The following is a 25,541-nucleotide window of genomic DNA, read 5'->3' as shown; positions in this document are numbered from 1 at the left end:
GCCCGGCCCACCGGCCCCCGCCTCGGCGGGCGCCGGTGCGGCAGTCCGCGCCGCCGCCGGCCGATGCGGCGCGGCGGCTGCCGAACCCGCGGCTGACCGGGCTGGGCGGCGGGCTGTTCAGCTGTGCGGCGATGTTCGCGCTGGGCTGCGTGGACGCGGTGCTGTTCGGGTCGTCGCTGACGGCCTACGGCGTGCTGTTCCTGCCGGTGTGCGCGCTGACCGCGGCGTGGATCAGGCGGGGCGATCTGGTGACCGCGCCCATCGTCGTACCGATCGCCTTCACCGTCGGGCTCGCCGTGGTGGCCGACGGCAAAGGCGGGCCGGCCGCCTGGCTGATGGGCCTGGTGACCGCCCTCGCCACGCAGGCGGGCTGGCTGTACGGGGGGACCCTCGTCGCCAGCGCGATCGTCGCCGTACGCAGGCTGCGTGCGGCCGGGCGGGGGGCCGCCTACCGACGCCCGCGGCCGGGGTGAGCCGTGAGCCACGGCCCCGCGAGGGGAGGCGTCCCCGTTCAGCGGCCCCGCTCGACGGCCCCGCTCGGCTGCCCGCTCGACGGCCGCCTCGACGGTCCCGTTCGACGGCCCTACTCGGCCGCGTGCATCGCCGCGCCCACGATGCCCGCGTTGTTCTGCAGCTGCGCCGGGACGACCTCCGCCTTGATGCCCTCGATGAAGTGCAGGAACTTCTGCGACTTGCGGCTGACGCCGCCGCCTACGACGAACAGCTCGGGAGAGAACAGCATCTCGACGTGCGCGAGGTACTTCTGCACCCGGCGCGCCCAGTGCTCCCAGGTCAGGTCCTCGTCGTCCTTGGCCTTGCTGGAGGCACGCCTCTCCGCGTCGTGACCGTGCAGCTCCAGGTGGCCCAGCTCGGTGTTGGGCACGAGGACGCCGTCGACGAACACCGCGCTGCCGATGCCGGTGCCGAAGGTCAGCAGGATGACCGTGCCCCGGCGGCCCTTGCCGGCGCCGAAGCGCATCTCCGCCACGCCGGCCGCGTCCGCGTCGTTGACCACCGTGGTGGGCAGCCCGCCCAGCCGCTCGGTGAACAACGCGCGCGCGTCGGTGTCTATCCAGCTCTTGTCGACGTTCGCCGCGGTGCGGACGGTCGCCCCGCCCGTGACCACGCCGGGGAAGGTCAGCCCGACCGGACCGGTCCAGCCGAAGTGGTCGACGACCTGCCGCACGCCGTCCGCCACCCCGTCGGGTGTCGCCGGCTGCGGGGTGAGCACCTTGAAGCGCTCCTCCGCGAGGTCGCCCCTGTCGAGGTCCACAGGGGCGCCCTTGATTCCGGATCCACCGATGTCAACGCCGAAGATCTGCATGGCTCTACGTTACGACGGACGACTGACAGTCACTCCGCCGAGGTGCCGGTGCGCTCCGCGACGATCGCCGCCGCCTCCTCGCGCAGGTCGCGCCGCAGCTCCTTCGGCAGCGAGAAGATGATGGACTCCTCGGCGGTCTTGACGATCTCGACGTCCTCGAAGCCGCGCCGCGCCAGCCACTCCAGCACCTGCTCGACCAGGATCTCCGGGACGGAGGCGCCGGAGGTGACACCGACCGTGGACACACCCTCCAGCCAGGCCTCGTCGATCTCGTCGGCGAAGTCCACGAGGTGGGCGGCGCGGGCGCCGGCGAGCTTGGCGACCTCCACCAGCCGCTTGGAGTTGGAGGAGTTGCGGGAGCCGACCACGACGACCAGGTCGGCCTCGGCGCCCATCTGCTTCACCGCGAGCTGGCGGTTCTGGGTGGCGTAGCAGATGTCGTCGCTCGGCGGGGAGATCATCTGCGGGAACTTCTCCCGCAGCGCGTCGACGGTCTCCATGGTCTCGTCGACCGACAGCGTGGTCTGCGACAGCCACACGACCTTGGACGGGTCGCGGACCTCGACCTTCGCGACGTCGCCGGGCCCGTCGACGAGCTGGATGTGGTCGGGGGCCTCGCCGGAGGTGCCGATGACCTCCTCGTGGCCCTCGTGGCCGATCAGGAGGATGTCGTAGTCCTCGTTGGCGAAGCGGACTGCCTCCTTGTGGACCTTGGTGACCAGGGGGCAGGTCGCGTCGATGGTGGCGAGCCTGCCGCGCTCGGCCTCCTCGTGCACGACGGGCGCCACGCCGTGGGCGGAGAACATGACGATGTTGCCCGGCGGGACCTCCTCCGTCCGCTCGACGAAGACGGCGCCCTTCTTCTCCAGGGTCTGCACGACGTACTTGTTGTGCACGATCTCGTGGCGCACGTAGATCGGAGCCCCGTACTGCTCCAGGGCTTTCTCCACGGCGATCACGGCGCGGTCGACACCCGCGCAGTAGCCCCGGGGAGCGGCGAGCAGGACACGTCGGCCAGACGAAGCAGTCATGGCACCCATCGTAAGGCCGCGTCCGGGGCCGGAGATCACTCCCGGGGCGAGGCCGGGCCGAGGGGGCCGCGCTGTCGGTGGCGGCCGTTACCCTCGCGGCATGGCTGTCAACACGTCCGCGGAAACGCCCCTGCCCGTGGGGGAGGTCTCCCGGCTCATCGGGGGGTGGATCGACCGGCTCGGGGCCGTGTGGGTCGAGGGGCAGATCACCCAGCTGTCGCGGCGGCCCGGCGCCGGCGTCGTCTTCCTCACGCTGCGCGACCCGTCGTACGACATCTCCGTGGGCGTGACCTGCTACCGGCAGGTGTTCGACGCCGTCGCCGACGTGGTGAGCGAGGGCGCCCGGGTCGTCGTGCACGCCAAGCCGGAGTGGTACGCCCCGCGCGGGCAGCTGTCGCTGCGGGCCGCGGAGATACGGCCGGTGGGGGTCGGCGAGCTGCTCGCGCGGCTGGAACAGCTGAAGAAGTCCCTGGCCGCGGAGGGGCTGTTCGCGGCCGAGCGGAAGAAGCCGCTGCCCTTCCTGCCGCAGCTGATCGGGCTGGTGTGCGGGCGGGCGTCGGCCGCCGAGCGGGACGTGCTGGAGAACGCCCGGCACCGCTGGCCCGCCGTCCGCTTCGAGGTGCGCAACGTCGCCGTGCAGGGCGTGCACGCCGTGCCGCAGGTCGTGCAGGCCGTGAAGGAGCTCGACGCGCTCGACGACGTGGACGTGATCATCGTGGCGCGCGGCGGCGGGAGCGTGGAGGACCTGCTGCCCTTCTCCGACGAGCAGCTGGTCCGCGCCGTCGCCTCCTGCCGTACGCCGGTGGTCTCCGCCATCGGGCACGAGCCCGACAACCCGCTGCTGGACTTCGTGGCCGACCTGCGGGCGTCCACCCCGACCGACGCGGCGAAGAAGGTCGTGCCGGACGTGGGCGAGGAGTACGAGCGGGTGCGGCTGCTGCGCGACCGGGCGCGGCGCTGCATGGCGGCGTTCGTGGAGCGGGAGGAACGCGGCCTGGCGCACGCGCTCGCGCGGCCGGCGATGGAGGACCCGCACCGGATGATCGACGCGCGCGCCGGCGACGTGGACGCGTTGCTGGAGCGTGGCCGGCGCTGTTTCGGGCACCAGCTCGACCGCGCCCTGTCGGAGCTGACGCACACGCACGCGCGTGTGGTGGCCCTCTCCCCCGCCGCGACCCTCAAGCGCGGGTACGCGGTGCTGCAGCGGGCGGACGGCCACGTCGTCCGCGCCCCGGACGAGGTCGCGCCCGAGGAGGCGTTGCGGGCGCGGGTGGCCGAGGGCGAGTTCACGGTTCGAGTCGACGCATAGGGTGGGCGGATGACCAGCAAGGCGGATGAGGCGCTCGGGTACGAGCAGGCGCGGGACGAGCTGATCGAGGTCGTACGGCGGCTGGAGGCGGGCGGGACGACGCTGGAGGAGTCCCTCGCGCTGTGGGAGCGCGGCGAGGAGCTGGCGAAGGTCTGCCGGCGCTGGCTGGAGGGGGCGCGGGCACGGCTGGACGCGGCGCTGGCGGAGGAGGAAGCGGCCGAGGGGGAGCGCGACGGGGCGTAGCCGCCCCGCCGACGGCCTCCGGCCGCCCCGATGCCCGGCGGTGCCCCTGGGCACCCCTGGGCGCGGCTGGGTGCCCCTGGGCGTGGCTTACCCGCCGGCGCGTCCGGTGCGGCTACTTCAGCTCGAGCGCGCGCACCATCTCGGTGAGCTGCCCGAAGGAACCGGTGCCCGCCACCACGGTCGTCGAGTTCTTGCCCGGGAGCACCAGCGCGTCGTACCGGCCACCGCTGTAGCGCTTCCACGTTCGGCCGTCGATCTTCTGGGTGACTTCGGTCGCCCGCGCGCCCTGGCTGGCCCCGTCGATGAAGACGGCCGGCTTCTGAGTCGACTGCTCGATCTGTACGTACTGGTCGTCGGGGGTGTGGAAGCCCAGATGCCAGGAGTCGAAGTGGTCGCCCCGGAAGCGCACGGAGGTCGCCTTCCAGGTCTCCGGCAGCCCCTCCGGCGCGGCGATCGGGTACGACGCCGCGCGGCGGGCTGTGATCAACTCGATCCGGTAGTCGACCCGCTTGATGTCCGGTGCCGAGTCGTCGTGCGGGATGAAGACGTAGATGACCGCCGCCGCGATCCCGATCAGGCCCAGGGAGAGGATCATGTCCCGGACCGTCTTCTGCTTGCCGTTCGAACCTGCCACGCCCCCTATGGTCGCAGGTGCCGGACCCGCTCATCCGTGGGGCCCCCTGCTCATTCTGTGTGCTCGACGATAGAGTCGTGGGTAACCCTCATCCGGCCGTCGTCGTATCAGAAAGGTGCGCTCCGATGACCGAAAACCATCATCTGCCGTCCGAACTCGAAGTTCCCAGCGAAGCCCCCGACCGCAACCTCGCCCTGGAACTCGTCCGGGTGACCGAAGCCGCCGCCATGGCCGCCGGCCGCTGGGTCGGGCGCGGCGAGAAGAACGGCGCCGACGGTGCCGCGGTGCGCGCCATGCGGACCCTCGTGTCCACGGTCTCGATGAACGGCGTCGTCGTCATCGGCGAGGGCGAGAAGGACGAAGCCCCGATGCTGTTCAACGGGGAACGCGTCGGCGACGGGACCGGGCCCGAGTGCGACATCGCCGTCGACCCCATCGACGGCACCACGCTGACCGCCAAGGGCATGCCGAACGCGATCGCCGTGCTGGCCGCGGCCGACCGCGGGTCGATGTTCGACCCGTCCGCCGTGTTCTACATGGACAAACTGGTCACCGGCCCGGAGGCGGCCGACTTCGTCGACATCGACGCGCCCATCTCGGTGAACATCCGCCGGGTCGCCAAGGCCAAGCGCTCCAGCCCCGAGGACGTGACCGTCGTCATCCTGGACCGGCCGCGCCACCAAGGCCTCATCAAGGAGATCCGCGAGGCCGGCGCGCGCATCAAGCTGATCTCCGACGGCGACGTCGCCGGGTCGATCTACGCGCTGCGCGAGGGCACCGGCGTCGACATGCTGCTCGGCATCGGCGGCACGCCCGAGGGCATCATCTCGGCCTGCGCCGTGAAGTGCCTGGGCGGCACGATCCAGGGCAAGCTGTGGCCCAAGGACGACGAGGAGCGGCAGCGGGCGATGGACGCGGGGCACGACCTGAACCGCGTGCTGACCACCGACGACCTGGTCTCCGGTGAGAACGTCTTCTTCGTCGCGACCGGCATCACCGACGGCGAGCTGCTGCGCGGCGTGCGGTACCGGTCCGAGACCGCCACCACCGACTCGATCGTGATGCGGTCGAAGTCCGGGACGGTGCGGCGGATCAACTCCGAGCACCGGCTGAGCAAGCTGCGGGCCTACAGCGCGATCGACTTCGACCGGGCCAAGTAGCGGCGCGCGGGCCGGCCGCAGGAGCCGCCCGCACCGGGACTGCTCGCGGCTGCCCGCGCCCCAGCGCGAGAAGGGGCGCCCTCTGGTGCGGAGAGGGCGCCCCTTCGGCGTTGGTGCCGGCTATCCCGCGGCCGGTATGCGGGCCGCTCTGGCAGCCTTCTTCAGCTCCATGTCCCGGCGGCGGCGCCGGGCCAGGACCACGCGGCGCTCCGCGGCGGTGAGACCGCCCCAGACGCCGTACGGCTCGGGCTGCAGCAGTGCGTGCTCGCGGCACTCGACCATGACCGGGCAGCGCGCACAGACGCGCTTGGCCGCCTCCTCGCGGGACAGCCGGGCGGCGGTGGGCTCCTTGGAGGGGGCGAAGAACAGGCCTGCCTCGTCGCGGCGGCACACCGCCTCGGTGTGCCAGGGCGCGTCTTGGTCCCTGTCTCGCACAGGCACCCGCTGGGCCGGCACGGCAGCTACCTGCAGGGACGAATGCGGCGGTTGCAGCACGGTCTACTCCTGACGACGGCTTCGCGAGCGAGAGACGATGCAGCAAGGCCTACCCGCTGTACGCGTGCCTATGCACTGAGTCCCCGACGGCCGGTGGCCTCAGCACCGCCCCCCGCGCCACCGTCCGCCGGCGCCGCCACCCCGCCCACCCGGTGTCGCGCGAGCGGCCGGACCCAGCCGGACCACGACCGGATCCACGACCGGACCACGACCGGATCCACGACCGGACCACGACCGGACCGCGACCGGATCCACGGCCGTCAACGGTCCAGGTGCCTGCGCAAACCCTTGTCGACCTTGCGCTGCACCCGGTCGAGGATGTCCGCGACGACCTTGCCCCGCTTCGGCCGCCCCTCCACGTTGCCCAGCACGGCCCAGCCGTCGATGTAGACCACCGGCGCCTCGGGCTCGGGCGAGTCGAGCGCGTCCACCTCGAAGTTGCCGAGCACGCCGCCGCCGGTGCCGCGCAGCGACACGTTCTCCGGCACGCGGACCTGGACGTCGCCGAAGACCGAGATCGCCTTGATCATGACCTGCTGGTGCTCGAAGAGCGCCTCGCTGAGGTCTATCTCCACGCTGCCGAACACCGCGTACGCGTGGATGCGGCGCCCGGCGCGCCAGCGGCCCCGGCGGGCGGCGGAGGAGAAGACCGCGACGACGCTGTCGTCGGCGTCCGCCGGTATCGCGCCGGCGGGGGGACGGCCCGGGGCCGCGGCGTAGGCGGGCGCGGCGCGGCGCTGGTGCGCCCCCGGCAGGTCCTTCACCAGGGGTTCGAGCTGGCCGACGGTCTTGGCCCGGTAGACCTCCTCGACCCGCTCGGCGTGTTCCTCGGCGGTCAGGCGGCCCTCGGCGAGGGCCTCGCGCAGGATGTCGGCGATACGGTCGCGGTCGGCGTCCGAGGCGCGCAACTCGGAGACGGCGGGCGCGGGCGGCGGCTGCTTCTGAAGGTCCACGGCAGCAGCGTACCGAAACGCGATAGATCGCGACTACCCCTGGTCCCGGGCCTGTGGAAAACCCGTGCCGCCGCGGCGTCCCGCCGCGGACTGAGCCCAACCTCACAAGCTCCGCGCCGACGGCAGGTTCTACGCTGGTGAGCGCCCGTCGGCGCTGACGGGCCGCCGTCCGTCGAGTGAGGAATGGGCACGATGCCTGAGTTCGCGTACACCGATCTGCTCCCCCAGGGAGAGGACACCACCCCCTACCGGCTGGTGACCTCCGAAGGTGTCTCCACCTTCGAGGCCGACGGGCGGACGTTCCTCAAGGTGGAGCCGGAGGCGCTGCGCAAGCTGGCCGAGGAGGCCGTCCACGACATCCAGCACTACCTGCGCCCGGCCCACCTCGCGCAGCTGCGCCGGATCATCGACGACCCGGAGGCCAGCGCCAACGACAAGTTCGTCGCCCTGGACCTGCTGAAGAACGCCAACATCGCGGCCGCCGGCGTGCTGCCGATGTGCCAGGACACCGGCACGGCGATCGTCATGGGCAAGCGCGGGCAGAACGTGCTCACCGAGGGCCGTGACGAGGAGGCCCTCAGCCACGGCATCTACGACGCCTACACCAAGCTGAACCTGCGCTACTCGCAGATGGCTCCGCTGACCATGTGGGAGGAGAAGAACACCGGCTCCAACCTCCCCGCCCAGATCGAGCTGTACGCCACCGACGGCGGCGCCTACAAGTTCCTGTTCATGGCGAAGGGCGGCGGCTCGGCCAACAAGTCGTTCCTCTACCAGGAGACCAAGGCCGTCCTGAACGAGGCCTCCATGATGAAGTTCCTGGAGGAGAAGATCCGTTCGCTGGGCACTGCCGCCTGCCCGCCGTACCACCTGGCGATCGTCGTCGGCGGCACGAGCGCGGAGTACGCGCTGAAGACGGCCAAGTACGCCTCCGCCCACTACCTGGACAACCTGCCCACCGAGGGCTCGCCGCTCGGCCACGGCTTCCGGGACGAGGAGCTGGAGGAGAAGGTCTTCGAGCTCACCCAGAAGATCGGCATCGGCGCGCAGTTCGGCGGCAAGTACTTCTGCCACGACGTGCGCGTGGTGCGCCTGCCGCGCCACGGCGCGTCCTGCCCCGTCGCGATCGCGGTGTCCTGCTCCGCGGACCGCCAGGCGGTCGCGAAGATCACCGCCGAGGGCGTCTTCCTGGAGCAGCTGGAGACCGACCCGGCGCGGTTCCTGCCGGAGACCACGGACGAGCACCTCACCGAATCCGACAGCGGCTCCGCCGCGGGGTCCTCCGACGTGGTGAAGATCGACCTGAACCAGCCGATGGAGACGATCCTCGCCGAGCTGACCAAGTACCCGGTCAAGACGCGCCTGTCGCTGACCGGTCCGCTGGTCGTGGCCCGCGACATCGCGCACGCCAAGATCAAGGAGCGGCTGGACGCGGGCGAGGAGATGCCGCAGTACCTCAAGGACCACCCGGTGTACTACGCGGGCCCCGCGAAGACCCCCGAGGGCTACGCGTCCGGCTCCTTCGGCCCGACCACCGCCGGGCGCATGGACTCCTACGTCGAGCAGTTCCAGGCGGCGGGCGGTTCCAAGGTGATGCTCGCCAAGGGCAACCGGAGCAAGCAGGTCACCGACGCGTGTGCCGCGCACGGCGGCTTCTACCTGGGCTCCATCGGCGGGCCCGCCGCCCGGCTCGCCCAGGACTGCATCAAGAAGGTCGAGGTCCTCGAGTACGAGGAGCTGGGCATGGAGGCGGTCTGGAAGATCGAGGTCGAGGACTTCCCGGCGTTCATCGTCGTCGACGACAAGGGCAACGACTTCTTCCAGGACCCGGCACCGCAGCCGACGTTCACCAGCATCCCGGTGCGGGGCCCCGGCCTGTCCTGAGCCGCCGCGAGAGCCTCACAGACCCCTCGGCGTCGCCGGGGGGTCTGTGCATGCTCCGGGAGGGTCCGGCAGCCGTCGCACGGCGGGCCGGGCGGATCTCCCGGGCCCCAGCGATGTGTGCCGCCAGGCCTGCGGAACGCAGAACCTGATCCACCAGGTCGCTCGTCATGGGGGGAGAGCAGGGGCAACGGAAGTGCGGGGGGCAGCCATGAGTGAGCGGGGCAGCGGTGCGACGGCGGCGGTGGAGGCAGCGACGTCCCGGGCGGCAAGGTGGTGGTCCGCGGGCGGCCGGGCGTCCTGGGCGCGGGGGCGGGCGCTCGCCGCGTCGGCCGTGCTGACAGCGGTGCTGCTGGCGTTCCACCGGCTGGTCCCCGACACCCCCGGGCATCTGGGCAGTCTGCTGGAGAGCTTCCTGCCCTGGTCCGGCCTGGTGATCACGGTGCTGTTCGGCCTGGCTCTGCTGCGCCGCTCGGGTGTCGCGCTGGTGGCCCTGCTGCTGCCGGTGGCGGCATGGACGCACCTCTTCGGCGGGCTGCTGCTGTCCGGGACCAAGCCCGGTGGGCCCGGCCTGGTCGTGGTGCAGCACAACGTCAGCGACGAGAACACCGACCCCGCGGGAACAGCCCGCTCGCTGGCCGAAGCCGGGCCCGACCTCATCGGCCTGGAGGAACTGCTGCCCGCGGCACTGCCGGTCTACGAGAGAACCCTCGCCGCTCGCTACCCCTACCACGCGGTGGTGGGATCCGTCGGACTGTGGTCGAAGCTCCCGCTCAGCGATGTCCAGAAGCTGGACATCAAACCCGCCGGGATCACAGAACCCTGGAGCCGCGGACTACGGGCAGTGGCCCACACCCGGCACGGTGAGATCGCGGTCTACGTCGCGCACCTGCCCTCGGTCCGCTTGCACGCGACCGGCCTCGCCTCCTCCTGGCGCGACGAAAGCGCCCGCCTGCTGGGCGAGGCCGTCGCCGCGGAGGAACTGCGCACGGTGATACTTCTCGGCGATCTCAACAGCACGGCCGACGACCGCGGGCTGGCCCCGCTGACCTCACGGATGAACGTGCCGGCCCGGGGCTTCGCCTTCAGCTTCCCCGCTGTCTTCCCGGTGGCCCGGATCGACCAGGTGCTGGCTCGTACGGCGACCGTCGGTCGCATCCGCACCCTGCACCCCACCGGCAGCGACCATCTCCCGGTCGTCGCCCGGGTCACACTGGGCTGAGGCGACCTCCCCGGAGCCGACCGGACAGGGTGACGACCCGCCCGTGCGGGGAACAGGGGGTCCGTCGTCGGTGCTGTGGGACATGGAGGTGATCGTCGATGGGCGACGAGCAGGACAGGGGCGGGTACCGGATCGAGCGTGACTCCATGGGCGAGGTGCGGGTCCCGGCGGACGCCAAGTGGCGGGCGCAGACGCAGCGGGCCGTGGAGAACTTCCCCGTCTCCGGCCGGCGCCTGGAGCGCGCCCACATCGAGGCGCTCGCCCGGATCAAGGGCGCCGCCGCCGAGGTGAACGCGCGGCTCGGGGTGCTCGACGAGGACGTCGCCGGGGCGATCCAGGAAGCGGCGGAGGAGGTCGCCCGCGGTGACTGGGACGAGCACTTCCCGGTCGACGTCTTCCAGACCGGGTCCGGCACCTCGTCCAACATGAACGCCAACGAGGTCGTCGCCACCCTGGCGAGCGAGCGTCTCGGGCGGGCCGTGCATCCGAACGACCACGTCAACGCCTCGCAGTCGTCCAACGACGTCTTCCCGTCCTCGATCCACATCGCCGCCACCGCCGCCGTCACCCGCGACCTGATCCCGGCCCTGGAGCACCTGGCCGCCGCCCTGGAGCGCAAGTCGGAGGAGTTCGCGGACGTCGTGAAGGCGGGGCGGACGCACCTGATGGACGCCACGCCCGTGACGCTGGGGCAGGAGTTCGGCGGGTACGCCGCCCAGATGCGCTACGGCGTGGAGCGGCTGCACGCGTCGCTGCCCCGGCTCGCCGAGCTGCCCCTCGGTGGCACCGCCGTGGGCACCGGCATCAACACCCCGCCCGGGTTCTCCGCCGCGGTGATCGAGGAGGTCGCCCGGGTCACGGGGCTGCCGCTCACCGAGGCCCGCGACCACTTCGAGGCGCAGGGCGCGCGGGACGGGCTCGTCGAGACCAGCGGGCAGCTGCGGACCGTCGCCGTGGGGCTGACGAAGATCGCCAACGACCTGCGGTGGATGTCGTCCGGGCCGCGCACCGGACTGGCCGAGATCAGCCTGCCGGACCTGCAGCCGGGTTCGTCGATCATGCCGGGCAAGGTCAACCCGGTCGTCCCCGAGGCCGTGCTCATGGTCGCCGCGCAGGTGATCGGCAACGACGCCACCGTCGCCACCGCCGGGGCGTCGGGCAACTTCGAGCTGAACGTGATGCTTCCGGTGATCGCCGAGAACGTGCTGGAGTCGGTCCGGCTGCTCGCGAACGTCAGCCGGCTGCTGGCCGACCGCACCGTCGACGGGATCGTCGCCCACCGCGAGCGCGCCCGCGAGTACGCCGAGTCGTCGCCCTCGGTGGTCACCCCGCTCAACAAGTACATCGGCTACGAGGAGGCCGCGAAGGTCGCCAAGAGGTCGCTGGCGGAGCGGAGGACGATCCGTGAGGTGGTCCTGGAGAGCGGATACGTGGAGCGCGGGGACCTGACCGTCGAACAGCTCGACGAGGCCCTGGACGTCCTGCGTATGACGCGTCCGTAACCTTTCGCCGCGGCGCCGTGAACCGTGCCGCGTTCCGCGGCGTCGTATGCCTGGGGCACCTAAAATCCGTTCATGGCAGAGGGTGGAGCGGTGAAAGCGGTGAGAGCGGACGGGGAGTCGGACGGCGGACCGGACGGGACGACGGCGTTCTGGGCGCCCGGGAGCCAGATCCTGTGGCGGTACCGGGAGAACGCCGGCGAGCGCTTCCACATCGCGCGCCCGGTCACCGTCGTACGGGACGACGAGGAGGTCCTCGCCGTCTGGATGGCGCCCGGGACGGAGTGCGTGAAGCCGGTGCTCGCGGACGGCACCCCGCCGCACCGGGAACCGCTGCGGTCCCGGTACACCAAGCCGCGGACGGTCCGGCGCGACCGGTGGTTCGGCACGGGTGTGCTGAAGCTGGCCCGGCCGGGCGAACCCTGGTCGGTGTGGCTGTTCTGGGAGCCGGGCTGGACGTTCAAGAACTGGTACGTGAACCTGGAGCAGCCGCTGGCCCGCTGGGCGGGCGGGGTGGACTCCGAGGACCACTTCCTGGACATCTCCGTGCGGCCGGACCGCAGTTGGCGCTGGCACGACGAGGACGAGTTCGCGCAGGCCCAGCGGGACGGGCTGATGGACGCCGGACTGGCCCGGCGGGTGCGGGAGGCGGGCGCGTCGGCGGTGGAGGTGATCCGCGCCTGGGGGCCGCCGTTCTCGGACGGCTGGCAGAACTGGCGCCCGGATCCGTCCTGGGGGGTACCGTCTCTGCCGGAGGACTGGGACCGTACGCCCGCGCACGTGTCCGCGTGAGACCCTTGCTGCGCCCCCGGCTCACAACCGTAGGATCGTCCTCCGCAAGGGCGCACAGCGGCAACTCCCGGAGCATGCGCTGGGCTTGACGACGTCACCGAGGGGCGGCAGGAGTGAGCGAGGGGTACGAGGGGAACACCGGCGCGAGTCGCGAGAGAGTCGCCGGTGACACAGGAACAACCTCTGACCACGCGGGAATTCCGTTCCGGGGACACGTATTCCGGGTATCGGGATTCCTGCGGGACGAACTGCACGCACGGCGCGCAGCCCCGGACGGACGGATTCGACACGCGTGACGGAGCAGCCCATCTCCTTCGAGCGCCCACAGCCCGGCGCCGACCCCGCGGACCCTCGCGGGGCGCTCCTGCACACCCCGACGCCGGCCACGCCGCCGGCCGGTGCCGCGGCCTTACCTCTTCAGGCGCGTACGGGTGAGACGCCCTCGACGCCGGGGACGGCCGTGCCGCGGGGCGCGGGCACGGATCCCGTCGGCACCGACCCCGAGCACTCCCAGCCGGCCGGCGTCGAGCCCGGCACCCACCGTCCGCGGCCGGTGTCCGAGACGATCCCGGTCCAGCCGGGCGGCGAGCAGGAGCGGCCGCCGGGCGGCCCGGGCGCGGAGCGGCGCACCGGTCAGGGGCTGCCGCCCGGCCGGCCCACGCCCATGCGGCGGGACGGGGACCGGCTGAGGTTCGTGGGGGCCGCGACCCGGCGGATCGCCCGCGGCATCGACCTGGACGAGATCGTCATGGGGCTGTGCCGGGCCACCGTGCCGACGTTCTCCGACGCGATCCTCGTCTACCTGCGCGATCCGCTGCCGGTCGGCGACGAGCGGCCCACCGGCCCGCTGCTGCTGCGGCTGCGCCGTACCGACCGGATCCCGGCGGAGCGGGACACCGAGGGCGGCTTCTCGCCGGTGCCGCAGACGGACTCGCCGGACTTCCCGGAACTCGCGGCGCTCGGCGCGGAGCTGTGCGAGGTGCGGCCCGGCAGCGCGCTCGCCGAGGTGCTGCGCGGAGTCCGCCCGGTCTTCACGGACGCGCCCGCCGCGCGCGCGGCGCTGCCGGAACTCCTCGGCGACGGCGGCGAGTTCTGTGTGCCGGACGGGCAGCGGGCGATCCTCGCGCCGCTGCGCGGCCGGCGCCGGGTGATAGGCGCCGCGCTGTTCCTGCGCCGCCCGGAGCGCCTCGCCTTCGATGCGGACGACCTGCTGGTGGCGGCCCAGCTCGCCACGCACAGCGCGCTCGGCATCGACAAGGCGGTGCTGTACGGGCGTGAGGCGTACATCGCCGACGAGTTGCAGCGCACCATGCTGCCGGAGACCCTGCCCCGCCCGACGGGCGTGCGGCTGGCGTCGCGTTACCTGCCGGCCGCCGAGACCGCGCGCGTCGGCGGCGACTGGTACGACGCGATCCCGCTGCCGGGCAGCCGGGTCGCGCTGGTCGTGGGGGACGTGATGGGGCACTCCATGACGTCGGCCGCGATCATGGGCCAGCTGCGGACCACGGCGCAGACCCTCGCGGGTCTGGACCTGCCGCCGCAGGAGGTGCTGCACCACCTCGACGAGCAGGCGCAGCGGCTCGGCACCGACCGCATGGCGACCTGCCTGTACGCCGTCTACGACCCGGTCTCGCACCGGATCACCATCGCCAACGCCGGCCATCCGCCGCCGGTCCTGCTGCACCTGGGCGGCCGGGCGGAGGTGCTGCGGGTGCCGTCGGGGGCGCCGATCGGGGTGGGCGGCGTCGACTTCGAGGCCGTGGAGCTGGACGCGCCCGCCGGGGCGACCCTGCTGCTCTACACCGACGGCCTGGTGGAGTCCCGGCTGCGGGACGTGTGGACGGGCATAGAACAGCTGCGCGAGAAGCTCGCCGCGACCGCGCAGCTGACCGGGCCCGACCACCCGCCGCCGCTGGAGGCGCTGTGCGACGAGGTGCTGGACATGCTCGGCCCGGGCGACCGGGACGACGACATCGCGCTGCTCGCGGCCCGTTTCGACGGGATCGCGCCGAGCGACGTGGCGTACTGGTTCCTGGAGCCGGAGGACGCGGCGCCCGGCCGGGCCCGCCGGCTGGCCCGGCGCGCGCTGGCCCGCTGGGACATGGAGGAGCTGACTGACTCCGTGGAGCTGCTGATCAGCGAGGTCGTCACGAACGCGGTGCGGTACGCCTCCCGGCCGGTCACGCTGCGGCTGCTGCGCACCGACGTGCTGCGCTGCGAGGTCGGCGACGACGTGCCGCAGCTGCCGCGGCTGCGGCAGGCCAGGGCGACCGACGAGGGCGGGCGCGGGCTGTACCTGGTGAACAAGATGGCCAGGCGGTGGGGGGCGACGCGGCTGAGCACCGGGAAGGTGGTCTGGTTCGAGCTGAACCGGACGTAGGCCCCCTCCTGAGCCCCCACCGGCCCCAGGAACGCGTGAAGGGCGCCCGGCGAATCCGCCGGGCGCCCTTCACGCGTGATCGCCTGCCTATGGGGCCACCGGGTTGACCGGGTCGACCGGGTTGCCGGTCGTCGGGGTCTGGGACGGCGTCTGGGACGGCGTCTGCGTGGGCGTCTGGGACGGCGTCTGGGAGGGCGTCTGGGACGGTGCCTGCGACGTCGGCGCCTGGCTCGTCGGCGTCTCGCTGGGCGTCTCGCTCGGCGTCTCGCTCGGCGTCTCGCTGGGCGTCGCGCTGACCGTCGGCTGGACCGCCGCGCCCTGCGTGGTCTCCAGGTCGAACTTCAGGCCCGTCTTGGAGACGCCGAAGGTGTACGCCGCCCAGATCTGCGCCGGGAAGCCGCCGCCGTTGACGCGGGGGAAGCCGCCCGCCTCGTACATCGAGACCTGCGCGCCGGTCTTGGCGTCCTCGCCGAACAGGCCGACCGAGGTGACCAGGTCGGGCGTGTAGCCGGTGAACCAGGCCGACCGGTTCTCGTCGGAGGTGCCGGTCTTGCCGGCGACCTTGCGCCCGTCGCGCTGGGCGTTGTCCCGCACCGACACCTTGGCCGTACCGTCGTCGACCACGCCGGTGAGCACGGAGGTGACCGTGTCGGCGGCCTCCCGGCTGATCACCTGCGGGCCGATCGGATCGGGCAGTTCGACGCTGCGGGTGCTGTGCTCGACCTCCTTGATGATGGTCGGGGTGACCTTCTTGCCGTGGTTGTCGAGGGTGGCGTAGACGCCGGCCATCTGCAGCGGGCTGGCGCCCATGGTGCCGAGGGTCTGCGCGGGCACCGCCTGCAGGTCGGCGGTGTCCATGCCCAGGTGTCCGGCGACCTCCAGCACCTTGTTCATGCCGACGTCGACGCCCATCTGCGCGAAGACGGAGTTGACGGACTTGTTCATGGCCGTCTGGACGGTGATGTCGCCGTAGTTCTGGTGGTCCTCGTTCTCGGGGGCGAACCCGACCTTGCTGCCGCCGTCGACGACCTGGCGGTTGCTGGTGCCGTCGTAGAGGGTGTTCGCGGTGATCGGCTTGCCGTCCTGCGTCTCGGCGCCCTCGTCGAGGGCGGCGGCGAGGATCACCGGCTTGAACGTCGAGGCGGGCTGGTAGTCGGTGCGGGTGGCGTTGTTGCGGTAGTGCTCGTAGTAGTTCTTGCCGCCGTACATCGCGACGACCGCGCCCGTCTTCGGGTTCACGGACACGGCGCCGGCCTGGACGTTGCCGTCGACCTTGCGCTTCTTCTTGTCCAGCTTGCTGGTGAGCTGGGACTTGGCGGCCTTCTCCAGCGCCGTCTGCTTCTTCTTCTCGATGTTGAGGGTGATGGTCCAGCCGCCGGCGTTGACCATGGTCATGGCGTCGTTGGTGTTGTCCGCGGTGCCCTGGGCCACCAGCTGCCGGGCGAGCTGGGCGTTGGCCGCGTCGACCAGGTAGCCGACCTGGCCGCCCATGCCGGGCGCGGCCTTGGGCGCCTTCGGGACCGGGAACTTCATGCCCTGGCGCTTGGCCTTGTCCAGCCAGCCCTCCTCGACCATGTTGTCCAGGACGTAGTCCCAGCGCGCCCTGACCAGCTTCCGGCCGGTGTCGGAGGCGACGGCCCAGTCGTACTGGCTCGGCGCCTGCAGCAGCGCGGCCAGGTAGGCGCCCTGCTCGACGGAGAGCTCCTCGGCGTCGACGCGGTAGTAGGCCTGGGCGGCGGCCTGGATGCCGTAGGCGCCGCGGCCGTAGTAGCTGGTGTTGATGTAGCCGGCGAGGATGTAGTCCTTGGACTTCTCGCGGTCCAGCTTCAGGGAGATGACCAGTTCCTTCAGCTTGCGCGTGATGGTCTGGTTCTGGGTCAGGTAGTAGTTCTTGACGTACTGCTGGGTGATCGTCGAGCCGCCCTGCGCGCCCTTGCCGGAGAGCGTGTTGAGCAGACCGCGGGCCGTGCCCCGGAAGTCGACGCCGGCGTCCTTGTAGAAGGTCTTGTTCTCGGCGGCGACAAAGGTGAGCTGGACCTTCTTGGGCACCTTCGCCAGGTCCACGATCTCGCGGTTGCGCTCGCCGCTGCGGGTCATGAGGCTGCCGTCGCTGTACTTGTAGACGTTGCTCTGCAGCGTCGCGTCGGCGTTCCCCTTGGGGATGTCGATCATCATGTAGAGCACGACGAAGGCGAGCATGCCGAGCAGGGTGAAGCCGAAGACCGTGCCGACGATCTTCTTCCAGGTGAACATCCGGCGTATGAGACTCCTGCCGTCGCCGTTCCTGCTGCCGCCCTTGCCCTTGCCCTTGGCCGCCCTGCGGGCCGCGGCCCGGCCTCCCCCGGCCGCCGACGCCCCGGACGCGTCCGTGGAGGCCGTCGTCGTCTCGGACGAGCGCAGGGGCGTCGCGCGGCGGGCACCGCGCTGCCGCGCTCGTCTCTCTTCCGCTCGTCCCATTGGTCCGTTCCGCTCCGCTTCGCTCATGTGTGCTCGGATGTCACACAGGTTCGCCGCACAGGTCAGCTCAGAAAGCTAACACCGTGAGGTGCGGCAAAGGCCCACCGATCCGGCCTTCCGCGGGCGTGAGAATCAGCACCCGCTCCAACAGAGCCGACGGCCGACGGACGCCGAGGGTTGCCTCCGGGAGGCAAAGTGCGACGCACGCGACAGTGCGGGCGCCCGGCTGCGAGCCGACCGCGGCCACCGGCCGGGCCGCTGTTCCAGAACCGTGACAATCGGCCGCCACCTGCGCGGGCGCACCGGCCGCCGCGTCCCGGGCATCCGACGTATACACACCGCGTATACATCGTGCGTATAGTGCTTGCCATGTCCATCGGTCACACACTCCTGGGGCTCCTGGAGTCCGGGCCCCGCCACGGTTACGACCTCAAGCGGGCCTTCGACGAGAAGTTCGGTCACGACCGGCCGCTGCACTACGGCCAGGTCTACTCGACGATGTCCCGCCTGCTGAAGAACGGGCTCGTCGAGGTCGACGGCATCGAGCCGGGCGGCGGACCCGAGCGGAAGCGGTACGCGATCACCGAGGCCGGCGTCACCGACGTCGAGCGGTGGCTGGCGACGCCGGAGAAGCCCGAGCCGTACCTGCAGTCGACCCTTTACACCAAGGTCGTCCTGGCGCTGCTCACCCGGCGCGACGCCGCCGACATCCTCGACACACAGCGGGCCGAGCACCTGCGCATGATGCGGGTCCTGACCGACCGCAAACGCAAGGGCGACCTGGCCGACCAGCTCATCTGCGACCATGCCCTGTTCCACCTGGAGGCCGACCTGCGCTGGCTGGAGCTCACCGCCGCGCGCCTGGACAGGCTCGCGGCGGCGGTGACCCGGTGAGCCCCACGCCCTCTGCCCCGTCCGCGCCGGCCGGCTCCCTGCTGGTGGCCCGGGACCTGCACAAGGCCTACGGGCCGACGGCCGCCCTCGACGGCGCCGGCTTCTCCATCCACCCCGGCGAGGTCGTCGCCGTGATGGGCCCGTCCGGGTCCGGCAAGTCGACGCTGCTGCACTGCCTCGCCGGGATCGTGACCCCCGACTCGGGATCGATCCTGTACGACGGGCGTGAGATGGCGACGATGAACGACGCCGAGCGCAGCCGGCTGCGGCGGTCGGAGTTCGGGTTCGTGTTCCAGTTCGGGCAGCTCGTGCCGGAGCTGACCTGCGTCGAGAACGTCGCCCTGCCGCTGCGGCTGAACGGCACCCCCCGCAAGGAGGCCGAGCGGACCGCGCTGTCCTGGATGCGGCGGCTGGAGGTCGACGACCTGGGCAGGAAACGTCCCGGCGAGGTCTCCGGCGGCCAGGGGCAGCGCGTCGCGGTCGCCCGGGCGCTGGTCACCAGCCCCCGGGTGGTGTTCGCCGACGAGCCGACCGGCGCGCTCGACTCGCTCAACGGCGAGCGCGTGATGGAGCTGCTCACCGAGGCCGCCCGCTCGGCGAACACCGCCGTGGTGCTCGTCACGCACGAGGCTCGGGTGGCCGCCTACTCCGACCGGGAGATCGTCGTACGGGACGGCCGGTCCCGGGACATGGAGCACGCGGTATGAGCGCTCGGCGGTGGGCCGGGGATCTGGCCCTGGGGGTCCGCTTCGCCTTCGCCGGCGGACGTGAGGGCTGGACGCGCGCCCTGCTGACGGCGGTCGGCGTCGGGCTCGGGGTGGCGCTGCTGCTGCTGACGACCGCGCTGCCGAACGCGCTGGCGGTACGGCAGGACCGGGGGAACGCGCGCTCGGACATCACCTACGGCCAGGACCCGCTGCCGAAGGCGGACGACACCCTGCTCGTGGCGAACCTCGAATCGTCCTTCCGCGACAAGGACATCCGCGGCCGGGAACTGGAGCCCGAGGGGGCGCGGGCGCCGCTGCCGCCGGGGCTCACGAAGTTCCCGGCACCGGGCGAAATGTACGTCTCCCCGGCGCTGAAGCGGCTGCTGGAGTCCGGCGGCGGCACGCTGCTGCGTGAGCGGCTGCACGAGAAGATCGTCGGGACCATCGGCGAGAGCGGTCTGATCGGCTCGGCCGAACTCGCCTTCTACCGCGGCGGCCAGGGGCTCGCGTCGAGGATCGACAACGGCCAGGTCGCCCGGATCGACCGGTTCGGGGACCAGCACCCGAGCTCCGATCGGTCCGACCCGGTGCTGATCCTGCTGGTCCTCGTCGTGTTCGTGGTGCTGCTGATGCCGGTCGCGGTGTTCATCGCGGCGGCCGTGAGGTTCGGCGGCGAGCGCCGCGACCGGCGGCTCGCGGCGCTGCGGCTGGTCGGCTCCGACAGCCGGATGACCCGGCGGATCGCGGCCGGGGAGGCGCTCGGGGGCGCGTCGCTCGGGCTGGTCCTCGGCGCCGGTCTCTTCCTGATCGGACGTCAGCTCGCGGGGTCCGTGGAGGTGTTCCGCATCAGCGTGTTCCCGAGCTATCTCAACCCCTCCCCCGCGCTGGTCCTGCTGGTCGCCGTCGCGGTCCCGGCGGCCGCCGTGCTGGTCACACTGTTCGCGCTGCGCGGAGTGGTCATCGAACCGCTGGGCGTGGTCCGTACGGCGAAGCCCACGCGCCGCAGGCTGTGGTGGCGGCCGTTGCTGCCGCTGGCCGGCCTGGCGATGCTCTACCCGATGGTCGGGATGGGCCGGGACAGCGGCGACTTCAACCAGTACCTGGTGATCGGCGGCGTCCTGCTGCTCCTTGTCGGCGTCACCGCGCTGCTGCCGTGGATCGTCGAAACGGTCGTCGCCCGGCTCGACGGGGGCGGGGTGGCCTGGCAACTGGCGGTACGCCGACTCCAGTTGAGCAGCGGCACGGCCGCCCGCATGGTCAACGGCATCGCGGTGGCGGTGGCCGGGGCGATCGCGCTGCAGATGCTGTTCGCCGGCATCGAGGGCGACTACACCAAGGACACCGGGTTCGACATGAAGCGGGCGCAGATGCAGGTGACGGTCCCGGGGGAGGTGCGGCTCGACCGGGCGGCGGGGCAGTTGCGGGGGACGCCGGGGGTGCGCAAGGCGTACGTGTACTCCGAGGGCTACGTCGGCGACCGGCGCGGCGATCCCCGGATCACCGCGAGCCTGACGGTCGGCGACTGCGCGTCGCTGCGCGAGCTGGCCGACCTGCCGTCCTGCCGCGACGGAGACGTCTTCGCCGTGCACGGCGCCGACGACGGGGAGACCCAGACGGCCGCGCTGGCGAAGGGTTCCGGGACCGTGTACCTCGAGCCGGGCCACCAGGACACCCGCAAGGGCGCGGAGATCCCCTGGAGCCTCCCGGCGACCCTGAAGCCGGCCGCGTCGCGCAAGGACATGACCGGATACAGGCGGAACGGCTTCCTGGCCACGCCGAAGGCGGTGACCTCCCAGGTGACGCCGGCCCTGACCGGGCAGGTCTACCTCGACGTCGACGAGTCCGTGCCGGACGCGCGCGACCGGGTGCGGAACACGACGGCGGCCATCGACCCGCTGACGGAACCGGTGATGTGGACCTCCAGCCGGCAGTCGAACCGGTTCGCCTCCATCCGCACCGGCCTGAACGTGGGCGCCGCCTGCGTGCTGGCGCTGATCGGCGCGAGCCTGCTGGTTTCGCAGCTGGAGCAGTTGCGGGAGCGCCGGAAGCTGCTGTCGTCCCTCGTCGCCTTCGGCACCCGGCGCCGCACCCTCAGCCTGTCGGTGCTGTGGCAGACGGCGGTCCCGATCGGTCTGGGGCTGCTGCTGGCGGCCGCGGTCGGGCTGACGCTGGGCACGGTGCTGCTGCGGATGACGGGCACGACGGTGCGCGTGGACTGGGCGTCCGTCCTGTCGATGACCGGTGTCGGGGCGGGGGTCGTCCTGCTGGTGACCCTGCTGAGCCTGCCCCCGCTGCTCAGGCTGATGCGCCCGGACGGCCTGCGCACCGAGTAGCCCCGGCACGGCACCGGCACCGTCCGGGCTCCCGGTCGGCCCCCCGTCGGCCCCCGTCGGGACTTCCGGTCGGCCTCCCGCCCGGACTTCCGGCCGGCTTGCCGTTCGGGCTTCCTGTCGGCCTCCCGCCCGGGCTCCCCGTCGGCCTCCCGCCCGGACTCCCGGTCGGCATGCCGTTCGGCGCCGCCCGGGCTTCCTGTCGGCTTGCCGTTCGGGCTTCCTGTCGGCCTCCCGTCCGGACTGCTGGTCGGCCTCCCGCCCGGGCTCCCCGTCGGCCTCCCGCCCGGACTGCCGGTCGGCCTCCCGCCCGGACTTCCGGCCGGCCTCCCCGTCGGCTCCCCGTCCGGGCCCGGTCGGCTTCCCGTCCGGGCCCGGTCGGCTTCCCGTCCGGGCCCGGTCGGCTTCCCGTCCGGGCCCGGTCGGCTTGCCGTCCGGGCTCCCGCCTGGCCTCCCGTCCGGCCTCGGCGGCCGGGTGTGCCCTTCGCGCCCGCGGGCGCGGGGCTCACCCGGTGGCGCCGAGGACCCGTACGGGAAGCGGGCGCAGCGCCTCGCGCAGGGCTGCCGCCAGTTCGGTGTACTCACCGCCGCGAGCGGCCCCGGCGCGCATGGCGAGGGCGACGCGGCGGGTGGGGGCGGGGTCGGCGAAGTACGCGGTGAGGAGCCGGCTGCTGCGGGTGGTCTCCACCTTCAGCGCGGTGCGCGGCAGCAGGGTGCAGCCGAGACCGCCGGCCACGAGCTGCACGAGGGTGGACAGCCCGGCCGCCGTCGTGGTCACCGGGGCGCCCTCCCGTCGCCCGCCACCACCCTCGGCCGAGGGGCTTCGCCCCGCCCCCTTGATTCCGCGGCCCGCCTCGCGGCAGATGTCGAGAGCCTGGTCGCGCAGGCAGTGGCCTTCGTCCAGGAGCAGCAGGTTGAGCTCCTTCAGGGCCTCGCGCGGGACGCCGTCACGGCCGCCGAGCCAGTGGTCGGACGGCGTGACGAGCACGAAGTCCTCGTCGAACAGCGGCAGTTCGACGATGCCGGGCACGCCGAGGGGCACCGCGAGCAGCAGCAGGTCGAGGCGGCCGCCGGTCAGGCCCTCCAGGAGGCTGGCGGTCTGCTCCTCGTGGACCTGGAGGTCGAGGTCCGGGTAGCGTTCGTGCACCAGGTTCAGGACGGTGGGCAGCAGGTAGGGCGCCACGGTCGGGATCACGCCGAGCCGCAGGGCTCCGGTGAACGGGGCCCGGACCGCCTCGGCCTCCTGCATGAGCGCCGCGACCTCGTCCAGCACCGCCCTGGCCCGCACCGCGAGCCGCTCGCCCGCGGGCGAGAGCAGCACCTTGCGGGTGGTGCGCTCCAGCAGGGTCACCCCGAGGGTGTCCTCCAGCGCCGACACGGCGCCGGAGAGGGCGGGCTGGCTCATGCCGATGACGGCGGCCGCGTCCCGGAAGTGCAGGTGCTCGGCCACCGCGGCGAAGGCGCGCAGTTGCGCCAGCGTGGGTTGCCGCCTCTTGTTGCCCACCGTCACTGATAGCCACCTCCGATCAACACGACCGAGTGTAGCTATTTCCGTAATCAATGCACCCTGTGCCAACATCAGCAGCGTCCAACCCATGGGAAACGCCGCCAAGAGCGGCGGTTCTTCGCTGCAAGGAGAGCACGTGCTCACTGTCGGTGACAAGTTCCCCGAGTTCGAACTGACCGCCTGCGTCTCGCTGGAGAAGGGCAAGGAGTTCGAGAAGATCGACCACAAGACCTACGAGGGCAAGTGGAAGGTGATCTTCGCCTGGCCCAAGGACTTCACCTTCGTGTGCCCGACCGAGATCGCCGCCTTCGGCAAGCTGAACGACGAGTTCGCCGACCGCGACGCCCAGGTCCTCGGCTTCTCCGGCGACTCGGAGTTCGTCCACCACGCCTGGCGCAAGGACCACGACGACCTGCGCGAGCTGCCGTTCCCGATGATGGCGGACTCCAAGCACGACCTCATGCGGGAGCTGGGCATCGAGGACGAGGAGGGCTTCGCCAAGCGCGCCGTCTTCATCGTCGACCAGAACAACGAGATCCAGTTCTCCATGGTGACCGCCGGCTCCGTCGGCCGTAACCCCAAGGAGGTCCTGCGGGTGCTGGACGCCCTGCAGACCGACGAGCTGTGCCCGTGCAACTGGTCCAAGGGCGACGAGACGCTCGACCCGGTCAAGCTGCTCGCCGGGGAGTGACCTGAGATGTCGCTCGACTCCCTGAAGTCGGCCGTTCCGGACTACGCCAAGGACCTCAAGCTCAACCTGGGCTCGGTCATCGGCAACTCCGACCTGCCGGCGCAGCAGTTGTGGGGCACGGTGCTGGCGACCGCGATCGCCTCGCGCTCCCCGATCGTGCTGCGCGAACTGGCGCCGGAGGCGAAGGCCAACCTGTCGCCGGAGGCGTACACCGCCGCCAAGGCCGCCGCGGCCGTCATGGCGATGAACAACGTCTTCTACCGCACCCGTCACCTGCTCTCGGACCACGAGTACGAGAACCTGCGCGCGGGCCTGCGGATGAACGTCATCGGCAACCCCGGCGTGGACAAGGTGGACTTCGAGCTCTGGTCGTTCGCGGTGTCCGCCGTCAACGGCTGCGGCGCGTGCCTCGACTCGCACGAGCAGGTGCTGCGCAAGGCGGGCATCGGCCGCGAGGTCGTCCAGGAGGCGTTCAAGATCGCCTCGGTGGTCCAGGCGGTCGCCGCGACCCTGGACGCCGAAGCGGTGCTGTCCGAGCTCGCGTGACTTCTGCGGACCGGCCGCCGTACGAGGGCCCCGCTCACCCCTGGTGGGCGGGGCCTTCCGCGTCCCCGCCGCCGTCCCCGGCCGCGAGCGGCGCGGTCCCGGCCGCCACGGCCGCTTCCTGGGGCACGGCGGCGGCCTGCCGGACCGGCTGGGCGCGCAGCACCGCCTGTTCGCGCGCGTACGACCGCAGGTAGCCGACCACCGTGTTCGTCACCGCCACCAGCGGTACGGCGACCACCGCGCCGCCGATGCCGGCCACCATGCCGCCCGCGGCCACCGACAGCACCACCGCCAGCGGGTGGACGCGCACCGCCCGGCCCAGGATGAACGGTTGCAGGATGTGCCCCTCGATCTGCTGCACCGCCAGCACGACCGCGAGCGTCATCACCGCCGTGAACACGCCCTGGGTGACCAGCGCGACCACCACCGCCAGCGCCCCGGAGGCCACGGCGCCCACCAGCGGGATGAAGGAGAACAGGAAGATGAACACGGCCAGCGGGACGGCCATCGGCACGTCGAGGAAGTAGATGCCCAGGCCGATGAAGATGGCGTCTATCAGCGCCACGAGCACCGTGCCGCGCACGTAGGCGGTCAGCGTGCGCCACGCCCGCGGTCCGGCGCCGGCGATGCCCGGCCGGGCCGCCGCCGGCACCAGCCGGAGCAGCCAGCGCCAGATGTTCTCGCCGTCGTAGAGCAGGAACAGCGTCGAGAAGAACGCCAGCAGGATGCCGGTCAGCGCCTCGACGACCACCGTCACGCCTTCGAGTCCCGCGGACGTGATCTGGTCGGTGTTGGCCCCGACGGCGTCCCGCAGGTTCTTGGCTATCTGGTTGACCTGCTTGTCGGTGACGTGGAAGGGGCTGTTGAGCAGCCACTTGCGCAACTCGTCGATGCCGTCCTGGATCTGGCTGGAGAGGTTGTCGATGTTCTCCATGACCTGCCAGGTCACGAACCACCCGATCAGCCCCATGACGACGAAGCCGAGGATCGCGGTCAGCGCGGTGGCCGGGCCGCGCGGCACCCCGTGCCGCCGCAGGCGGGCCACCGTGGGCTGCAGCAGCGCGGTGATGAGCACGGCGACCACGAAGGCCAGCACCACGAGCTGAACGGCGCTGATGACCCGCATCAGCACCCATACCGTGCCCGCCAGTACCAGCAGCCGCCAGCCGGCCTCGGCGGCGACGCGCACCCCCCACGGGACGGCCTGCGCGGGGTCGGGGCGGGCCGCGACGACGGTCACGTGGTCGGGGAGCGGGATCTGGTCCTCGGCGGGCGCCTGTTCCTCCTCGACCGACTCCCGCGCCACCTCGGCACGACGCTCGTCGAGCCGCTCACTCACCTCGGTCAGTCCGGCGCCGAGCCGGCCGAGCCACCCTGGCACTCGCGACATGATCCGTCCTCTTCCCCCGTCTGTCCCCATCACTCCCCCCTGGAGCCCCTGGAGCCGCCGTGTCCGACCGTACAGGGCGAAAGCCCCTCCCCCTAG

General features: G+C 72.1%; 22 protein-coding genes. 14 read left to right on the top strand and 8 right to left on the bottom strand.

Annotated elements, in window-relative coordinates; genetic code table 11:
• Nucleotides 1–35 precede the first annotated feature (35 nt).
• The gene (locus VKA29_RS21080; RefSeq protein WP_324787440.1) at nt 36–473 is read left to right on the top strand and encodes a DUF6542 domain-containing protein; all 438 of its coding nucleotides are present in this window, start codon (nt 36–38) and stop codon (nt 471–473) included.
• 110 nt (nt 474–583) lie between these two features.
• Here VKA29_RS21080 and ppgK read toward each other — a convergent pair whose 3' ends face one another.
• Complete coding sequence (gene ppgK, locus VKA29_RS21075) at nt 584–1,324, bottom strand: polyphosphate--glucose phosphotransferase (protein WP_324787439.1); 741 nt, start codon at nt 1,322–1,324, stop codon at nt 584–586.
• 29 nt (nt 1,325–1,353) lie between these two features.
• The gene (locus VKA29_RS21070) at nt 1,354–2,364 is read right to left on the bottom strand and encodes a 4-hydroxy-3-methylbut-2-enyl diphosphate reductase (protein ID WP_324787438.1); all 1,011 of its coding nucleotides are present in this window, start codon (nt 2,362–2,364) and stop codon (nt 1,354–1,356) included.
• 91 nt (nt 2,365–2,455) lie between these two features.
• On the opposite strand from VKA29_RS21070, the gene xseA reads away from it, so the two are divergent.
• Together xseA and VKA29_RS21060 are read left to right on the top strand one after the other, a co-directional pair.
• A complete protein-coding gene (gene xseA, locus VKA29_RS21065; RefSeq protein WP_324787437.1) occupies nt 2,456–3,664 on the top strand; it encodes an exodeoxyribonuclease VII large subunit in 1,209 nt (402 codons plus the stop codon).
• 9 nt (nt 3,665–3,673) lie between these two features.
• A complete protein-coding gene (locus tag VKA29_RS21060) occupies nt 3,674–3,907 on the top strand; it encodes an exodeoxyribonuclease VII small subunit (protein WP_324787436.1) in 234 nt (77 codons plus the stop codon).
• 112 nt (nt 3,908–4,019) lie between these two features.
• Here VKA29_RS21060 and VKA29_RS21055 read toward each other — a convergent pair whose 3' ends face one another.
• On the bottom strand, nt 4,020–4,541 hold the full coding sequence (locus VKA29_RS21055) for a DUF4245 domain-containing protein (RefSeq protein WP_324787435.1): 522 nt from the start codon (nt 4,539–4,541) through the stop codon (nt 4,020–4,022).
• A 125-nt stretch (nt 4,542–4,666) separates the two neighbouring features.
• Between VKA29_RS21055 and glpX the strand changes: the two genes are divergently transcribed.
• On the top strand, nt 4,667–5,701 hold the full coding sequence (gene glpX / locus VKA29_RS21050; RefSeq protein WP_324787434.1) for a class II fructose-bisphosphatase: 1,035 nt from the start codon (nt 4,667–4,669) through the stop codon (nt 5,699–5,701).
• A gap of 120 nt (nt 5,702–5,821) precedes the next feature.
• Here glpX and VKA29_RS21045 read toward each other — a convergent pair whose 3' ends face one another.
• Both VKA29_RS21045 and VKA29_RS21040 read right to left on the bottom strand, forming a co-directional pair.
• Nucleotides 5,822–6,196, bottom strand: coding sequence for a WhiB family transcriptional regulator (locus VKA29_RS21045; RefSeq protein ID WP_324787433.1), 375 nt, complete (start codon nt 6,194–6,196; stop codon nt 5,822–5,824).
• A gap of 260 nt (nt 6,197–6,456) precedes the next feature.
• Nucleotides 6,457–7,149, bottom strand: coding sequence for a DUF1707 SHOCT-like domain-containing protein (locus tag VKA29_RS21040; RefSeq protein ID WP_324787432.1), 693 nt, complete (start codon nt 7,147–7,149; stop codon nt 6,457–6,459).
• A gap of 183 nt (nt 7,150–7,332) precedes the next feature.
• On the opposite strand from VKA29_RS21040, the gene VKA29_RS21035 reads away from it, so the two are divergent.
• From VKA29_RS21035 to VKA29_RS21015, 5 genes are all read left to right on the top strand, one after another.
• On the top strand, nt 7,333–9,033 hold the full coding sequence (locus tag VKA29_RS21035) for a fumarate hydratase (protein WP_324787431.1): 1,701 nt from the start codon (nt 7,333–7,335) through the stop codon (nt 9,031–9,033).
• Nucleotides 9,034–9,241: 208 nt separating this feature from the next.
• Complete coding sequence (locus tag VKA29_RS21030) at nt 9,242–10,252, top strand: endonuclease/exonuclease/phosphatase family protein (protein WP_324787430.1); 1,011 nt, start codon at nt 9,242–9,244, stop codon at nt 10,250–10,252.
• A gap of 98 nt (nt 10,253–10,350) precedes the next feature.
• Nucleotides 10,351–11,754 (top strand): class II fumarate hydratase, encoded by a 1,404-nt coding sequence (locus VKA29_RS21025; RefSeq protein ID WP_324787429.1) that lies wholly within the window; start codon nt 10,351–10,353, stop codon nt 11,752–11,754.
• A 72-nt stretch (nt 11,755–11,826) separates the two neighbouring features.
• Nucleotides 11,827–12,543 carry a DUF402 domain-containing protein gene (locus VKA29_RS21020; protein ID WP_324787428.1) on the top strand — a complete coding sequence of 239 codons (717 nt, stop codon included), beginning with the start codon at nt 11,827–11,829 and terminating at the stop codon, nt 12,541–12,543.
• Nucleotides 12,544–12,835: 292 nt separating this feature from the next.
• Entirely contained in the window at nt 12,836–14,923 is a 2,088-nt protein-coding gene (locus VKA29_RS21015) for a SpoIIE family protein phosphatase (protein WP_324787427.1), read from the top strand.
• A gap of 87 nt (nt 14,924–15,010) precedes the next feature.
• On the opposite strand, the gene VKA29_RS21010 is transcribed toward VKA29_RS21015, so the two are convergent.
• Nucleotides 15,011–17,380: a transglycosylase domain-containing protein gene (locus VKA29_RS21010; RefSeq protein WP_324787426.1), complete on the bottom strand. Its 2,370-nt coding sequence runs from the start codon at nt 17,378–17,380 to the stop codon at nt 15,011–15,013.
• A gap of 369 nt (nt 17,381–17,749) precedes the next feature.
• On the opposite strand from VKA29_RS21010, the gene VKA29_RS21005 reads away from it, so the two are divergent.
• Genes VKA29_RS21005 through VKA29_RS20995 form a run of 3 tightly spaced genes read left to right on the top strand, consistent with a single transcriptional unit; the run spans nt 17,750 to nt 21,314 of the window.
• The gene (locus tag VKA29_RS21005) at nt 17,750–18,274 is read left to right on the top strand and encodes a PadR family transcriptional regulator (RefSeq protein WP_324787425.1); all 525 of its coding nucleotides are present in this window, start codon (nt 17,750–17,752) and stop codon (nt 18,272–18,274) included.
• Nucleotides 18,271–18,981, top strand: a complete 711-nt coding sequence (locus VKA29_RS21000; protein ID WP_324787424.1) for an ABC transporter ATP-binding protein — start codon at nt 18,271–18,273, stop codon at nt 18,979–18,981. Before VKA29_RS21005 ends, VKA29_RS21000 begins: the two co-directional genes overlap by 4 nt.
• Entirely contained in the window at nt 18,978–21,314 is a 2,337-nt protein-coding gene (locus VKA29_RS20995; RefSeq protein ID WP_324787423.1) for an ABC transporter permease, read from the top strand. The genes VKA29_RS21000 and VKA29_RS20995 overlap by 4 nt, the downstream gene beginning before the upstream one ends.
• A gap of 502 nt (nt 21,315–21,816) precedes the next feature.
• On the opposite strand, the gene VKA29_RS20990 is transcribed toward VKA29_RS20995, so the two are convergent.
• Nucleotides 21,817–22,821: a LysR substrate-binding domain-containing protein gene (locus VKA29_RS20990; RefSeq protein WP_324787422.1), complete on the bottom strand. Its 1,005-nt coding sequence runs from the start codon at nt 22,819–22,821 to the stop codon at nt 21,817–21,819.
• Nucleotides 22,822–22,954: 133 nt separating this feature from the next.
• On the opposite strand from VKA29_RS20990, the gene VKA29_RS20985 reads away from it, so the two are divergent.
• Nucleotides 22,955–23,509, top strand: coding sequence for a peroxiredoxin (locus VKA29_RS20985; protein WP_324787421.1), 555 nt, complete (start codon nt 22,955–22,957; stop codon nt 23,507–23,509).
• 6 nt (nt 23,510–23,515) lie between these two features.
• Nucleotides 23,516–24,055 (top strand): alkyl hydroperoxide reductase, encoded by a 540-nt coding sequence (locus VKA29_RS20980; RefSeq protein WP_324787420.1) that lies wholly within the window; start codon nt 23,516–23,518, stop codon nt 24,053–24,055.
• A gap of 34 nt (nt 24,056–24,089) precedes the next feature.
• Here VKA29_RS20980 and VKA29_RS20975 read toward each other — a convergent pair whose 3' ends face one another.
• Nucleotides 24,090–25,445 (bottom strand): AI-2E family transporter, encoded by a 1,356-nt coding sequence (locus VKA29_RS20975; RefSeq protein WP_324787419.1) that lies wholly within the window; start codon nt 25,443–25,445, stop codon nt 24,090–24,092.
• Between the last annotated feature and the right edge of the window lie 96 nt (nt 25,446–25,541).

The organism is Streptomyces sp. H51 (assembly GCF_035656535.1).
Classification (GTDB): domain Bacteria; phylum Actinomycetota; class Actinomycetes; order Streptomycetales; family Streptomycetaceae; genus Streptomyces.
Note: the sequence above shows the minus strand (reverse complement) of the source record. Positions and strands in the feature narration are given on the sequence as shown.

Bases quoted from the DNA above. Each gene is read 5' to 3' on its own strand.
- xseA (WP_324787437.1), top strand. From the start codon at position 2,456: ATGGCTGTCAACACGTCCGCGGAAACGCCCCTGCCCGTGGGGGAGGTC.
- ppgK (WP_324787439.1), bottom strand. From the start codon at position 1,324: ATGCAGATCTTCGGCGTTGACATCGGTGGATCCGGAATCAAGGGCGCC.
- VKA29_RS21010 (WP_324787426.1), bottom strand. From the start codon at position 17,380: ATGGGACGAGCGGAAGAGAGACGAGCGCGGCAGCGCGGTGCCCGCCGC.
- VKA29_RS20995 (WP_324787423.1), top strand. From the start codon at position 18,978: ATGAGCGCTCGGCGGTGGGCCGGGGATCTGGCCCTGGGGGTCCGCTTC.
- glpX (WP_324787434.1), top strand. From the start codon at position 4,667: ATGACCGAAAACCATCATCTGCCGTCCGAACTCGAAGTTCCCAGCGAA.
- VKA29_RS21030 (WP_324787430.1), top strand. From the start codon at position 9,242: ATGAGTGAGCGGGGCAGCGGTGCGACGGCGGCGGTGGAGGCAGCGACG.
- VKA29_RS21025 (WP_324787429.1), top strand. From the start codon at position 10,351: ATGGGCGACGAGCAGGACAGGGGCGGGTACCGGATCGAGCGTGACTCC.
- VKA29_RS21005 (WP_324787425.1), top strand. From the start codon at position 17,750: ATGTCCATCGGTCACACACTCCTGGGGCTCCTGGAGTCCGGGCCCCGC.
- VKA29_RS21070 (WP_324787438.1), bottom strand. From the start codon at position 2,364: ATGGGTGCCATGACTGCTTCGTCTGGCCGACGTGTCCTGCTCGCCGCT.
- VKA29_RS20975 (WP_324787419.1), bottom strand. From the start codon at position 25,445: ATGTCGCGAGTGCCAGGGTGGCTCGGCCGGCTCGGCGCCGGACTGACC.
- VKA29_RS21035 (WP_324787431.1), top strand. From the start codon at position 7,333: ATGGGCACGATGCCTGAGTTCGCGTACACCGATCTGCTCCCCCAGGGA.
- VKA29_RS21020 (WP_324787428.1), top strand. From the start codon at position 11,827: ATGGCAGAGGGTGGAGCGGTGAAAGCGGTGAGAGCGGACGGGGAGTCG.
- VKA29_RS21060 (WP_324787436.1), top strand. From the start codon at position 3,674: ATGACCAGCAAGGCGGATGAGGCGCTCGGGTACGAGCAGGCGCGGGAC.
- VKA29_RS20980 (WP_324787420.1), top strand. From the start codon at position 23,516: ATGTCGCTCGACTCCCTGAAGTCGGCCGTTCCGGACTACGCCAAGGAC.